The following is a 12,442-nucleotide window of genomic DNA, read 5'->3' as shown; positions in this document are numbered from 1 at the left end:
AAAGCTCCATAATTTCCATAGTGGTTTTTACCCACTACAGATATTATAGAGCCTCCCTTGCTCGGTTCCAACTGAGTGAGGGATTTTGTTTTTAGATAATTCTTATTTTTAAAAATATTGAAAACATTCAATGATTAATTTTAGATACTTTTTTCAGAGTCTTAATCATGGTATACTAGGTCAGTATTTTAGAAATATGAAGGAGATTTTTATGGCTAAAAAAGGTGCCCTAACAGGCTTGCTCCTGTTTGGAATATTTTTTGGTGCGGGAAACTTGATTTTTCCGCCTTCTCTAGGTGCTTTATCTGGAGAACAGTTTCTTCCTGCCATCGCAGGTTTTGTCTTTTCAGGTGTCGGTATTGCCGTCTTGACACTTATTATTGGAACGCTAAACCCTAAAGGATACATTCACGAGATTTCTAAGAAAATCTCACCTTGGTTTGCGACACTTTATCTTGCAGTCCTCTATCTATCAATTGGTCCCTTCTTTGCCATTCCACGTACAGCCACAACAGCTTACGAAGTTGGGATTGGTCCCCTCTTATCCGAAGCAAACAAAGGTCTAGGATTGATTGTCTTTACCGTGCTTTACTTTGTAGCGGCTTATTTGATTTCACTCAATCCATCAAAAATCTTGGATCGAATCGGACGTATCTTAACGCCAGTCTTTGCTTTGTTGATCGTTATCTTGGTTGTACTAGGTGCCTTCAAATACGGTGGAACCAGTCCTCAAACTGCTTCAGCTGCTTATCAAGCTTCTGCCTTTGGTACAGGTTTCCTAGAAGGTTATAATACCTTGGATGCCCTTGCTTCAGTTGCCTTCAGTGTGATTGCAGTTCAAACCTTGAAACAACTTGGATTCTCCAGTAAGAAAGAATACATTTCAACTATTTGGGTGGTTGGTATCGTTGTAGCTCTTGCTTTCAGCGCTCTTTACATTGGTTTAGGATTCCTTGGAAATCACTTCCCAGTACCAGCAGAAGTGATGAAGGGTGGAACACTAGGTGTTTATATCTTGTCACAAGCAACTCAGGAAATCTTTGGTTCAACAGCCCAACTCTTCCTTGCTGTTATGGTAACTGTAACCTGCTTCACAACAACGGTTGGATTGATTGTGTCGACAGCTGAGTTCTTTAATGGACGTTTCCCACAAATCAGCTACAAGGTCTATGCCACTGCATTTACCTTGATTGGATTTGCTATTGCAAACCTCGGTCTTGATGCAATCATTAAGTACTCAGTGCCAGTACTGGTAATCTTGTACCCAATCACCATCGCCATTGTGATGATCGTGATTGTTAATAAGTTTGTAGCCCTATCAAAACCGGGCATGCAGTTAACTATTGGGCTTGTTACAGCTATTGCTCTTGCAAGTGTCCTTGGAAGTTCCTTTAAAATTGAGTTTCTAGAAAATCTGATTAATGCCCTTCCGTTTGCGTCAGCCTCTCTTCCATGGCTAGTGCCAGCTATGATTGGAATCTTGCTTTCATTTGTTCTACCAAACAAACAAGTGAGTGATGTTTTTGAGATGGAATAAAAAAATTCTTGGTCATCGACCAAGAATTTTTTGTATGAGCACGACTCATTAGTTGGTTTGTTCGGTATAACCAGCCTCTTTAAGCTTTTTTTTCGAAGCAGCAAAGCTTATACGGTTTCCGATACCATAATATTCATTCGGCATTGCTTTTTTCAGTTCGTCAAGACTTGCTACAGACAAGTCAACCTCGATGTTTTGGATAACTTTTTCGTCTTGAATTTCAACTTTTTGTGTAACCCCTTTGACCCCTTCATAACCTTTATAAGTATCGTCAACAATTTCCTTAATACCTTCCGCGGTATTATTAAGTTTTACAGGGTCAAGTACATTATGAACAGTTTGTTTTACAACGTCATCTCCCTTTACAGTATAAGTCAAGGTAGAATGAATTCCAGGTTTGCTATTGTGGACAAATGTGTGGGTTTCTGTCTCATCTTCCTTTTCAGATGATTGTTGGCTGCTTTGTTTGGTCTCGCTTGACTGAGTTGTTTTATCTTCTTTGGTACTGCTGCTAGAAGGTGTTGATGCTTGTTTGGAGCATCCGAGCAGGAGGACAAGTGAAGCCACAAGGGCTAGTGATACTTTAAAGTATGATTTCATATTTTTTACTTTCCTTTCATAATCAAAGTATTTGTATTATAACATGGGTCTATAGTGAAAGCAACTAAACACAGTTTTTCTCCTTTTGAGAAGGAGTCTGACTAGAAAAATGTTATAATGGTAGGAAAGAGGTGAAGAAATGAATCAGACTATAAACTATATCAAAGAACTAACCGCTATTGCATCTCCAACAGGCTTTACTCGTGAGATCTCAGACTATCTAGTCTATACTTTAGAGAAACTTGGTTACCAGCCTGTTCGTACAGCTAAGGGCGGTGTCAATGTGACCATTAAAGGTCAAAATGATGAACAACAACGCTATGTGACTGCCCACGTGGATACGCTGGGTGCTATTGTTCGTGCAGTCAAACCGGATGGTCGTCTCAAATTAGATCGTATCGGTGGTTTTCCTTGGAACATGATTGAGGGAGAGAACTGTACGGTTCATGTGGCTAGCACTGGTCAAAAGGTATCTGGGATTATTCTCATCCATCAAACTTCTTGCCATGTCTACAAAGATGCGGGAACTGCTGAACGCACACAGGACAATATGGAAGTGCGTTTGGATGCAAAAGTAAGCAATGAAAAAGAAACTCGCGCCTTGGGCATCGAAGTCGGTGATTTTATCAGCTTTGATCCACGTACTGTCGTGACAGAGACTGGTTTTATCAAGTCACGTCACTTGGACGACAAAGTCAGCGCAGCGATTTTGCTCAATCTTCTTCGTGTTTATAAGGAAGAGGGGATTGAATTGCCAGTAACAACTCATTTTGCTTTTTCAGTCTTTGAAGAGGTGGGTCACGGTGCAAACTCCAATATTCCAGCTCAGGTAGTGGAATATCTAGCTGTAGATATGGGAGCTATGGGCGATGACCAGCAGACGGATGAGTATACAGTGTCTATCTGTGTCAAGGACGCTTCAGGTCCCTATCACTATGACTTCCGTCAACACTTGGTAGCTTTGGCGAAAGAGCAAGATATTCCATTTAAGCTCGACATCTATCCATTTTACGGATCGGACGCTTCGGCAGCTATGTCAGCAGGAGCAGAGGTTAGGCATGCCCTCCTTGGAGCTGGTATTGAATCCAGTCACTCTTACGAACGAACACACATTGATTCGGTCGTGGCGACTGAGCGTATGGTCGATGCTTATCTTAAGAGTGCATTGGTAGACTAATATGTGCTTAATTTGTCAAAGAATTGAATGGATCAAGGCAGGAGAAAATCCCTACTTTGTAAAAGAACTAGAAACAGGCTATGTTGTTATTGGAGATCACCAATACTTTAAGGGCTATACCTTATTTCTGGCAAAAGAGCATGTCACAGAACTCCACCATATGGAGACTTCTGAAAAATTGCGTTTTCTAGAGGAAATGAGTGTGGTCCAAGAAGCTGTCGCCAAAACGTTTAAAGCTGAAAAGATGAATATTGAACTCCTAGGAAATGGAGATGCCCACGCTCACTGGCACCTCTTTCCAAGACGGTCAGGTGATATGAAGGGGCATGGATTGAATGGTCGTGGTCCAGTCTGGTGGGTGCCATGGGAAGAAATGGCGGCAGAAGATTGCCGAGTGAAATCCCATGAGTTGGAACAAATGATTAAAGCCTTATCCGATGAATTAGAGAAGCACTTGGTATAAGAGAGGAAGAAAAAATGAAAAAAAGATACATCGTTTTATCTGGTTTGCTGGCAGTAACCCTAGCAGCATGTTCTCAAGAAAAACCTAAAAATGAAGAAAATACTCAAAAAACGGAACAAACTAGTCAACCTGAAGGAACTGTAGGGAGCAAATCTCAAGCCTCTAGTCAGAAGAAGGCAGAAGTTGTCAATAAGGGAGACTACTATAGTATTCAAGGGAAGTACGATGAAATCGTCATAGCTAATAAGCACTATCCTTTGTCAAAAGACTATAATCCAGGAGAAAATCCAACAGCTAAAGCAGAGTTGCTGAAGCTCATTTCAGCAATGCAAGCAGCTGGCTACCCAATCAGCGATCACTACAGTGGTTTTAGAAGTTATGAAACTCAAACCAAACTTTATCAAGACTATGTCAATCAAGACGGGAAGGAAGCAGCAGATCGCTACTCAGCACGCCCAGGTTACAGTGAACACCAGACGGGTCTTGCTTTTGACCTTATTGGGACAGATGGTGATTTAGTTACTGAAGAAAAGGCTGCCCAGTGGCTCTTGGATCATGCGGCTGACTATGGCTTTGTTGTTCGCTATCTCAAAGGCAAGGAAAAAGAGACTGGCTATATGGCGGAAGAATGGCATCTTCGCTACGTCGGAAAAGAAGCCAAAGAAATTGCTGCAAGTGGTCTCAGTTTGGAAGAGTACTATGGCTTTGAAGGCGGCGATTACGTCGATTAAAAAAGTAATTTTTCTCTTGCATTTTTAGATAAATAGTGTATAATGGAAAGGTATGTGTAAAGCATACTTGTGGGAGGTAAAAATCTCTAATTACCGCCAAAACCACAAAGGAGGATTTAAAAATGGCTAAAAAAGTCGAAAAACTTGTTAAATTACAAATCCCTGCTGGTAAAGCAACACCAGCTCCACCAGTTGGACCAGCACTTGGTCAAGCAGGGATTAATATCATGGGCTTTACAAAAGAATTTAATGCCCGCACAGCTGATCAAGCTGGTATGATTATTCCAGTTGTCATTTCAGTGTACGAAGACAAATCATTTACTTTCATTACTAAAACGCCGCCAGCTGCAGTATTGTTGAAAAAAGCTGCAGGAGTTGAAAAAGGTTCTGGTGAACCCAACAAAACGAAAGTTGCAACAGTTACTCGTGCTCAAGTACAAGAAATTGCTGAAACTAAGATGCCAGATTTGAACGCATCAGATATTGATTCTGCAATGCGTATGATTGAAGGTACTGCTCGTTCTATGGGATTCACTGTTGTTGACTAATCAATAACAAATACCCCCAAGATAACCCGCAAGACTTCATCATTTCGAGAAGTGACGTGGGAGATGAAAATCGATTGAACCACTTACAAGGAGAATAGAAAATGGCTAAAAAAAGCAAACAACTTCGTGCTGCTCTTGAAAAAATCGACAGCACAAAAGCATACAGTGTAGAAGAAGCTGTAGCACTTGCAAAAGAAACTAACTTTGCAAAATTTGACGCAACTGTAGAAGTTGCTTACAACTTGAACATCGACGTTAAAAAAGCTGACCAACAAATCCGTGGCGCAATGGTATTGCCAAACGGTACTGGTAAAACTTCACGCGTTCTTGTTTTCGCACGTGGTGCAAAAGCTGAAGAAGCAAAAGCTGCTGGTGCAGATTTTGTTGGTGAAGATGACCTTGTTGCAAAAATCAACGATGGTTGGTTGGACTTCGACGTAGTTATCGCTACACCTGACATGATGGCTCTTGTTGGACGTCTTGGACGTGTCCTTGGGCCACGTAACTTGATGCCAAACCCTAAAACTGGTACTGTAACAATGGATGTTGCTAAAGCAGTTGAAGAGTCTAAAGGTGGTAAAATCACTTACCGTGCTGACCGTGCAGGTAACGTTCAAGCAATCATCGGTAAAGTATCATTTGAAGCTGAAAAATTGGTTGAAAACTTTAAAGCTTTCAACGAAACAATCCAAAAAGCAAAACCAGCTACAGCTAAAGGAACTTACGTAACAAACTTGACAATCACAACTACTCAAGGTGTTGGTATCAAGGTTGACGTAAACTCACTTTAATCAGTAGTTTATATCAGAGAACGAGTGCGAAAGTGCTCGTTCTTTTGATGATAAGTTTACTCCAGGAAAAATAACTCCATTAATAACCTGACGGAGCAAGAGAATAGTGCTTTTCCTCTTCTTCTTTCACAGAAAATGTGGTATAATAGAGAGTAAAAAACTTTGAAAGAAAGAAAAAGATGAATTTAAAAGATTATATCGCAACGATTGAAAATTATCCTAAGGAAGGTATTACCTTCCGTGATATCAGCCCTTTGATGGCAGATGGAAATGCTTATAGCTACGCTGTTCGTGAAATTGTTCAGTATGCAACAGACAAGAAGATCGACATGATTGTGGGTCCAGAGGCTCGTGGATTTATTGTTGGCTGCCCAGTTGCTTTTGAGTTGGGAATTGGCTTTGCACCTGTTCGTAAACCAGGGAAATTGCCACGTGAAGTCATTTCTGCTGATTATGAGAAAGAGTACGGTATTGATACCTTGACCATGCATGCTGATGCGATTAAGCCAGGTCAACGTGTTCTCATCGTAGATGATCTTTTGGCAACAGGTGGAACTGTCAAAGCAACCATTGAGATGATTGAAAGACTTGGTGGAGTTGTAGCCGGTTGTGCTTTCTTGATTGAGTTGGATGAGCTTAAAGGCCGTGAAAAAATCGGAGATTACGATTACAAGGTACTTATGCAATATTAATGAAGAACGGTCCTTGGGGCTGTTCTTCATTAATATTGCTATATAAATTAACTATAGCTAGTTAGAGAAAAACTATAATTGAAAACTATATCTTCATACAGTATAATAAAGGGAAGAAGTATTTGGAGGTTTTTACTTTCAAACAGACAAGATCATTCCCGAAATAGAGAACTGTTAGGAGGGTATTATGCCGATTCGAATTGATAAAAAATTACCAGCTGTGGAGATTTTAAGGACAGAAAATATCTTTGTTATGGACGACCAACGGGCCGCTCATCAGGATATTCGCCCCTTGAAGATTTTGATTTTAAATCTCATGCCTCAAAAGATGGTAACAGAAACGCAACTCTTACGGCATTTGGCCAATACCCCTTTGCAATTAGATATTGATTTCTTATATATGGAAACACATCGTTCCAAGACAACCCGGGCTGAACATATGGAAACCTTCTATAAGACTTTTCCAGAGGTCAAGGATGACTTTTTTGATGGAATGATTATCACAGGAGCACCAGTGGAGCATTTGCCTTTTGAGGAGGTAGATTACTGGGAAGAATTCAAGCAGGTCATCGAATGGTCCAAGACGCATGTTTTTTCAACTCTCCATATCTGTTGGGGAGCACAAGCAGGTCTTTATGTTCGCTATGGTGTTGAAAAGCACCAGATGGATCGGAAACTATCAGGAATTTATCCACAGGACACCTTGAAAGAAGGGCACCTTCTTTTTAGAGGTTTTGATGATCGCTATGTAGCTCCTCATTCTCGTCATACTGAGATTTTAAAAGAAGAAATCTTAAACAAGACCAATCTGGAGATTCTGTCAGAAGGTCCTGAGGTTGGGGTTTCTATCCTAGCTAGTCGAGATTTGCGTGAGATTTATAGTTTTGGTCATTTGGAGTACGATCGTGACACTTTGGCAAGAGAGTATTTTCGTGATTATGAGGCGGGACTCAACCCTCATATCCCAAAGAACTACTTTAAAAATGATGATGTAAATGAGACGCCCTGTCTCTGTTGGTCTTCATCAGCTGCCCTCTTTTTCAGCAATTGGGTAAACTATGCAGTTTATCAAGAAACCCCTTTTGACTGGAGAAAGGTAGAGGATGATGCGGCTGCATTTGGATATCTATAAGAGGAATTATGACATATTTTGACGCTTTTAAATCAGGGAACTTGGTTTTGCCAAGTGCCCTGCTCTTGCATTTTAAGGAACTCTTTCCTTCCAGCGAAGATTTTCTGGTCTGGCAATTTTTCTATTTACAAAATACTACAGCCTTAGGAGATGTTTCACCTAGTCAGATTGCTGAAATCATTGGGAAAGAGGTTGCAGATGTCAACCAATCCATTTCAAATTTGACTGAAAATGGTTTGCTACAATATCGAACCATTGAACTAAATGGGGAAATTGAGCTGATTTTTGATGCTAGTTTAGCTTTTGAACGCTTGGATAGCTTGCTAGACAGCCAAACTCCAGCTACAACTGCCCCAAATCCGCAGAATCAGTTGAAGGACCTGGTTGAGACTTTTCAGCAGGAATTAGGACGCTTATTAACACCATTTGAAATCGAGGATCTTTCTAAGACTGTCAAAGAAGATGGAGTTAAGGCGGATTTGATCAAGGAAGCTCTCCGAGAGGCCGTTCTCAATGGCAAGCCAAACTGGAAATATATTCAGGCAATCCTACGAAACTGGCGCCATGAGGGCATTCAATCTGTTGCCCAAGTAGAGGCCAAACGAGCAGAGAGAGAAGCCAACAATCCCAAACAAGTTCAGGCTTCGGCTGATTTCCTTGATGCCATGAATTTGTGGCAAGATTAGTCGCTTGAAAAATCTTGAAAATTAGAGTAAGGTTTGCAAGCTCCTTATAAATATGATAGAATAATAGTGAATAAAATGAAAAAAGAGGTATGTGAAATGTCACGTAAACCATTTATCGCTGGTAACTGGAAAATGAACAAAAATCCAGAAGAAGCAAAAGCATTCGTTGAAGCCGTTGCATCAAAACTTCCTTCATCAGACCTTGTTGAAGCAGGTATCGCAGCTCCAGCTCTTGATTTGACAGCTGTTCTTGCTGCTGCTAAAGGTTCAAACCTTAAAGTTGCTGCTCAAAACTGCTACTTTGAAAATGCAGGTGCGTTCACTGGTGAAACTAGCCCACAAGTTTTGAAAGAAATCGGTACAGACTACGTTGTTATCGGTCACTCAGAACGTCGTGACTACTTCCATGAAACTGACGAAGATATCAACAAAAAAGCAAAAGCAATCTTTGCAAACGGTATGCTTCCAATCATCTGTTGTGGTGAGTCACTTGAAACTTACGAAGCTGGTAAAGCTGCTGAATTCGTAGGTGCTCAAGTATCTGCTGCATTGGCTGGATTGACAGCTGAACAAGTTGCTGCATCAGTTATCGCTTATGAGCCAATCTGGGCTATCGGTACTGGTAAATCAGCTTCACAAGACGATGCACAAAAAATGTGTAAAGTCGTTCGTGACGTTGTAGCTGCTGACTTTGGTGCAGAAGTTGCTGACAAAGTTCGTGTTCAATACGGTGGCTCTGTTAAACCTGAAAACGTAGCTTCATACATGGCTTGCCCAGACGTTGATGGTGCCCTTGTTGGTGGTGCGTCACTTGAAGCTGAAAGCTTCTTGGCATTGCTTGATTTTGTAAAATAATCTCAGATATTCCAGACAGTCTTCTAAGACTGTCTTTTTTATAGATGCTGTATATTTTTCTTAAATTATCAGTCTATTACAACTTCTCTCAGATAGTACACTTTTCTTGCTATCGTTTTCTGGTAGTGGTATACTTATATTGTAACCACTAATAAGATGGTTATAAAAAAATGAAAGAGGTAAGAAATATGGTTGAATTGAAAAAAGAAGCAGTAAAAGACGTAACAACATTATCTAAAACAGCGCCAGTAGCATTGGCAAAAACAAAGGAAGTTTTGAACCAAGCAGTAGCGGACTTGTATGTGGCTCACATTGCCCTTCACCAAGTTCACTGGTATATGCGTGGTCGTGGTTTCCTCGCATGGCATCCAAAAATGGATGGATACATGGACAGCCTTGATGGCTATCTTGACGAAATCAGCGAACGTTTGATCACCCTTGGTGGCAAACCTTACTCAACTTTGACAGAATTCCTTCAACACAGTGAAATCGAAGAAGAAGAAGGAGAATTCCGTAACGTTGAAGAAAGCTTGGAACGTGTTCTAGCGATTTATCGCTACCTCATCGCTCTTTTCCAAAAAGCTTTGGATGTTACTGATGAAGAAGGCGATGATGTTACAAACGATATCTTTGTTGGTGCTAAGGCTGAACTTGAGAAAACAGTTTGGATGCTTGCAGCAGAACTTGGACAAGCTCCTGGTTTGTAAAATATAGTTGCTACCCCTTTTATCATGAGGTGCTTGATAAGTGCCTATGATCAATCATCTTTTAAAAGTCATGTAACTGTAAAAAGTTGCATGATTTTTTGTCTGCTGGACTTAGGACACATTGTCAAAAGTAGGATTTTACGGTATAATAGTTGCTGTTCAATAACATATGAATTTTAAAGAATAATTGTTAGTTTTAGGAGGACTTATGAACAACTTTCCAAATTGCCCGAAATGTAATTCAGAATATGTCTACGAAGACGGAAGCCTCTTGGTCTGCCCAGAGTGTGCCTATGAATGGAACCCTGCAGAAGTTGCAGAAGTAGAAGAAGGTGTTGTTGCTATCGATGCCAATGGAAATAAACTGGCTGACGGCGATACTGTGACCCTTATCAAGGACTTGAAAGTAAAAGGTGCGCCAAAGGATTTGAAACAAGGAACTCGTGTTAAAAATATCCGTATCGTAGAAGGTGACCACAACATCGACTGTAAGATTGATGGTTTTGGAGCTATGAAACTCAAGTCAGAATTTGTTAAGAAAATCTAGCCATGAAACTGAATTATAAATTTATCTTTTATAGTCGTGTGCTCTTGTTCTTAGCGGCATTTACAGGAGTTTATTTGGAGATTACCAAGCACGGTGGCTTTGGTATGCTCCTTTACTACACAGTGTTGTCCAATCTTTTGGTAACGATTTTCACGGGCTATCTGCTCCATGTGATGAGCCGTTCAGGTGAAAATTGGCAAAGTCCGACCTTGCTTCGTCTCAAGGGTGGTGTTACCATGAGTATCATGATTACCTGTGTGATTTACCATTTTATGCTTGCTCCAATCGCGACAGACTTTTACCGTGTGGAAAATTTCCTTTGCCACTATATCGTTCCACTCTGGTTTTTAGCCGATACCCTCTTCTTCGATAAACGGGGTCAATACAAGATCTGGGATCCAGTCTTGTGGACCATCTTGCCCTTGGTTTATATGATTTTTGCCTTGTTTAACGGCCTGGTCTTAAAACTCAATATTCCGAATTCCAAGGACAATCCCTTCCCTTATTTCTTTTTAAATGTGAACAAGGGTTGGGACGTGGTTATCAAATGGTGTTTGATTATTTTTGCGGCGTATATGGTTGCAGGCTTCATCTTCTATCTGATCAAGCAAATCAAGCGAAAATAGTCTTCCTATTAGGAAAGTTAGGACGGAGTCTCTAGTTCAATCGGGCTCCTTCTTTTCTTGCCATCTTCCTTTTAAAAGGATAAACAGTGAGAAATATACAGAAAGAAAATTCATGAAACAATATTTAGAACGTGCTAGTATTTTGGCCCTCTCCCTCATTTTGATTACCTCCTTCTCCATCTCAAGTGCTCTGCCAGCCATGTTTGACTACTATCAAGGCTATCCCAAAGAACAAATCGAGCTCCTAGTCAGTATTCCTTCTTTTGGAATTATGATTATGCTTGTTTTAAATGGGTTTTTGGAGCGGTTATTTCCTGAGCGACTTCAGATTAGTCTAGGACTTCTCATCCTTTCTATCGGTGGAACTGCCCCTTTCTGGTATCAGGAGTACAACTTTGTCTTTGCGATGCGGATTTTATTTGGCTTGGGTGTTGGGATGATCAATGCCAAGGCTATTTCTATCATCAGCGAACGCTATCATGGAAAGACACGGATTCAGATGTTGGGTCTTCGCGGATCAGCAGAAGTTGTCGGGGCATCGATTTTGACTCTAGTGGTCGGTCAACTCTTATCCTTGGGATGGACAGTGACCTTCTTGGCCTACAGTGCGGGATTTTTAGTATTGATTCTTTATCTGCTCTTTGTCCCTTATGGGAAAGAAAAGAAAGAAACAAAGAAAAAAGAGACCGAAACGACTCGTTTGACAGGAAAGATGAAAGGATTAATTTTTCTATTGGCTGTCGAAGCAGCAGTTGTTGTCTGCACCAACACAGCTATCACCATTCGTATTCCTAGTCTGATGGTGGAAAGAGGTCTAGGGGATGCCCAGTTATCGAGCTTGGTCTTAAGTATTATGCAGTTGATTGGTATCTTGGCAGGTGTGAGTTTTTCTTTCTTCATCTCTCTATTTAAAGAAAGATTGCTCCTTTGGTCAGGTATCACCTTTGGATTGGGGCAGATTGTGATTGCCTTGTCTCCGTCATTGGGTGTGATGGTAGTTGGAAGTGTTGTGGCAGGTTTTTCCTACAGTGTGGCCTTGACCACTGTCTTTCAGCTTCTTTCTGAAAGAATCCCAGCCAAGCTCCTTAATCAGGCAACATCTTTTGCAGTGCTAGGATGCAGCTTTGGAGCCTTTACGACACCGTTTATTCTTGGGGCGATTGGCTTGGTGACTCAAAACGGTATGTTGGTCTTCACCATTCTAGGATGCTGGTTGATTGTCACTTCTATCTTTGTTATGTACGCACTTCAAAAGAGATCTTAGGATTGGTTTCCTAAGTTTTTCTTTTCGGGAATTTTGGCTCTATGTCAACTGTAGTGGGTGACCTATAACTAAGCACGAGAGGAGAC

15 protein-coding genes are annotated in these 12,442 nt (G+C 40.8%); 14 read left to right on the top strand and 1 reads right to left on the bottom strand.

The features are described from left to right. Positions 1–211: 211 nt before the first annotated feature. On the top strand, positions 212–1,537 hold the full coding sequence (gene brnQ, locus Q4A91_RS08510) for a branched-chain amino acid transport system II carrier protein (RefSeq protein WP_303213599.1): 1,326 nt from the start codon (positions 212–214) through the stop codon (positions 1,535–1,537). Positions 1,538–1,585: 48 nt separating this feature from the next. Here brnQ and Q4A91_RS08505 read toward each other — a convergent pair whose 3' ends face one another. After that, positions 1,586–2,137, bottom strand: a complete 552-nt coding sequence (locus Q4A91_RS08505) for a DUF1307 domain-containing protein (RefSeq protein WP_303213596.1) — start codon at positions 2,135–2,137, stop codon at positions 1,586–1,588. Positions 2,138–2,276: 139 nt separating this feature from the next. Here Q4A91_RS08505 and Q4A91_RS08500 point away from each other — a divergent pair, with 139 nt between their 5' ends. The 13 genes from Q4A91_RS08500 (at position 2,277) to Q4A91_RS08440 (ending at position 12,356) form a co-directional block, all read left to right on the top strand. After that, positions 2,277–3,314, top strand: coding sequence for a M42 family metallopeptidase (locus Q4A91_RS08500; protein WP_303213594.1), 1,038 nt, complete (start codon positions 2,277–2,279; stop codon positions 3,312–3,314). Position 3,315: 1 nt separating this feature from the next. Next, positions 3,316–3,777: an HIT family protein gene (locus Q4A91_RS08495; RefSeq protein WP_303213592.1), complete on the top strand. Its 462-nt coding sequence runs from the start codon at positions 3,316–3,318 to the stop codon at positions 3,775–3,777. Between the two features lie 14 nt (positions 3,778–3,791). Then, a complete protein-coding gene (gene ldcB / locus Q4A91_RS08490; protein ID WP_084922032.1) occupies positions 3,792–4,508 on the top strand; it encodes an LD-carboxypeptidase LdcB/DacB in 717 nt (238 codons plus the stop codon). 122 nt (positions 4,509–4,630) lie between these two features. Further along, a complete protein-coding gene (rplK, locus tag Q4A91_RS08485; protein ID WP_303213586.1) occupies positions 4,631–5,056 on the top strand; it encodes a 50S ribosomal protein L11 in 426 nt (141 codons plus the stop codon). 101 nt (positions 5,057–5,157) lie between these two features. Beyond that, on the top strand, positions 5,158–5,847 hold the full coding sequence (gene rplA / locus Q4A91_RS08480; protein ID WP_001085675.1) for a 50S ribosomal protein L1: 690 nt from the start codon (positions 5,158–5,160) through the stop codon (positions 5,845–5,847). A 179-nt stretch (positions 5,848–6,026) separates the two neighbouring features. Continuing rightward, the gene (locus Q4A91_RS08475) at positions 6,027–6,539 is read left to right on the top strand and encodes an adenine phosphoribosyltransferase (RefSeq protein WP_303213395.1); all 513 of its coding nucleotides are present in this window, start codon (positions 6,027–6,029) and stop codon (positions 6,537–6,539) included. 187 nt (positions 6,540–6,726) lie between these two features. Beyond that, a complete protein-coding gene (metA, locus tag Q4A91_RS08470; protein ID WP_303213394.1) occupies positions 6,727–7,671 on the top strand; it encodes a homoserine O-succinyltransferase in 945 nt (314 codons plus the stop codon). An 8-nt stretch (positions 7,672–7,679) separates the two neighbouring features. Next, entirely contained in the window at positions 7,680–8,357 is a 678-nt protein-coding gene (locus tag Q4A91_RS08465; RefSeq protein WP_049505240.1) for a DnaD domain-containing protein, read from the top strand. Between the two features lie 96 nt (positions 8,358–8,453). Continuing rightward, positions 8,454–9,212, top strand: coding sequence for a triose-phosphate isomerase (gene tpiA / locus Q4A91_RS08460; RefSeq protein WP_303213393.1), 759 nt, complete (start codon positions 8,454–8,456; stop codon positions 9,210–9,212). A 188-nt stretch (positions 9,213–9,400) separates the two neighbouring features. After that, a complete protein-coding gene (locus Q4A91_RS08455; protein WP_303213392.1) occupies positions 9,401–9,919 on the top strand; it encodes a DNA starvation/stationary phase protection protein in 519 nt (172 codons plus the stop codon). A 208-nt stretch (positions 9,920–10,127) separates the two neighbouring features. Further along, positions 10,128–10,466: a zinc ribbon domain-containing protein YjdM gene (locus Q4A91_RS08450; protein ID WP_303213391.1), complete on the top strand. Its 339-nt coding sequence runs from the start codon at positions 10,128–10,130 to the stop codon at positions 10,464–10,466. Between the two features lie 2 nt (positions 10,467–10,468). Then, positions 10,469–11,092 (top strand): Pr6Pr family membrane protein, encoded by a 624-nt coding sequence (locus Q4A91_RS08445; protein WP_303213390.1) that lies wholly within the window; start codon positions 10,469–10,471, stop codon positions 11,090–11,092. Positions 11,093–11,204: 112 nt separating this feature from the next. Then, positions 11,205–12,356 (top strand): MFS transporter, encoded by a 1,152-nt coding sequence (locus Q4A91_RS08440; protein WP_303213388.1) that lies wholly within the window; start codon positions 11,205–11,207, stop codon positions 12,354–12,356. Positions 12,357–12,442: the final 86 nt, after the last annotated feature.

Source organism: Streptococcus sp. (assembly GCF_030528045.1).
Lineage (GTDB): Bacteria > Bacillota > Bacilli > Lactobacillales > Streptococcaceae > Streptococcus.
This window is presented reverse-complemented; position numbering and strand designations above follow the sequence as displayed.

Excerpts from the sequence above, each read along its gene's own strand:
- Q4A91_RS08495 (WP_303213592.1), top strand. The coding sequence starts at position 3,316 with ATGTGCTTAATTTGTCAAAGAATTGAATGGATCAAGGCAGGAGAAAAT.
- Q4A91_RS08500 (WP_303213594.1), top strand. The coding sequence starts at position 2,277 with ATGAATCAGACTATAAACTATATCAAAGAACTAACCGCTATTGCATCT.
- Q4A91_RS08450 (WP_303213391.1), top strand. The coding sequence starts at position 10,128 with ATGAACAACTTTCCAAATTGCCCGAAATGTAATTCAGAATATGTCTAC.
- ldcB (WP_084922032.1), top strand. The coding sequence starts at position 3,792 with ATGAAAAAAAGATACATCGTTTTATCTGGTTTGCTGGCAGTAACCCTA.
- Q4A91_RS08455 (WP_303213392.1), top strand. The coding sequence starts at position 9,401 with ATGGTTGAATTGAAAAAAGAAGCAGTAAAAGACGTAACAACATTATCT.
- rplK (WP_303213586.1), top strand. The coding sequence starts at position 4,631 with ATGGCTAAAAAAGTCGAAAAACTTGTTAAATTACAAATCCCTGCTGGT.
- rplA (WP_001085675.1), top strand. The coding sequence starts at position 5,158 with ATGGCTAAAAAAAGCAAACAACTTCGTGCTGCTCTTGAAAAAATCGAC.
- Q4A91_RS08465 (WP_049505240.1), top strand. The coding sequence starts at position 7,680 with ATGACATATTTTGACGCTTTTAAATCAGGGAACTTGGTTTTGCCAAGT.
- brnQ (WP_303213599.1), top strand. The coding sequence starts at position 212 with ATGGCTAAAAAAGGTGCCCTAACAGGCTTGCTCCTGTTTGGAATATTT.
- metA (WP_303213394.1), top strand. The coding sequence starts at position 6,727 with ATGCCGATTCGAATTGATAAAAAATTACCAGCTGTGGAGATTTTAAGG.
- Q4A91_RS08475 (WP_303213395.1), top strand. The coding sequence starts at position 6,027 with ATGAATTTAAAAGATTATATCGCAACGATTGAAAATTATCCTAAGGAA.
- tpiA (WP_303213393.1), top strand. The coding sequence starts at position 8,454 with ATGTCACGTAAACCATTTATCGCTGGTAACTGGAAAATGAACAAAAAT.
- Q4A91_RS08445 (WP_303213390.1), top strand. The coding sequence starts at position 10,469 with ATGAAACTGAATTATAAATTTATCTTTTATAGTCGTGTGCTCTTGTTC.
- Q4A91_RS08440 (WP_303213388.1), top strand. The coding sequence starts at position 11,205 with ATGAAACAATATTTAGAACGTGCTAGTATTTTGGCCCTCTCCCTCATT.
- Q4A91_RS08505 (WP_303213596.1), bottom strand. The coding sequence starts at position 2,137 with ATGAAATCATACTTTAAAGTATCACTAGCCCTTGTGGCTTCACTTGTC.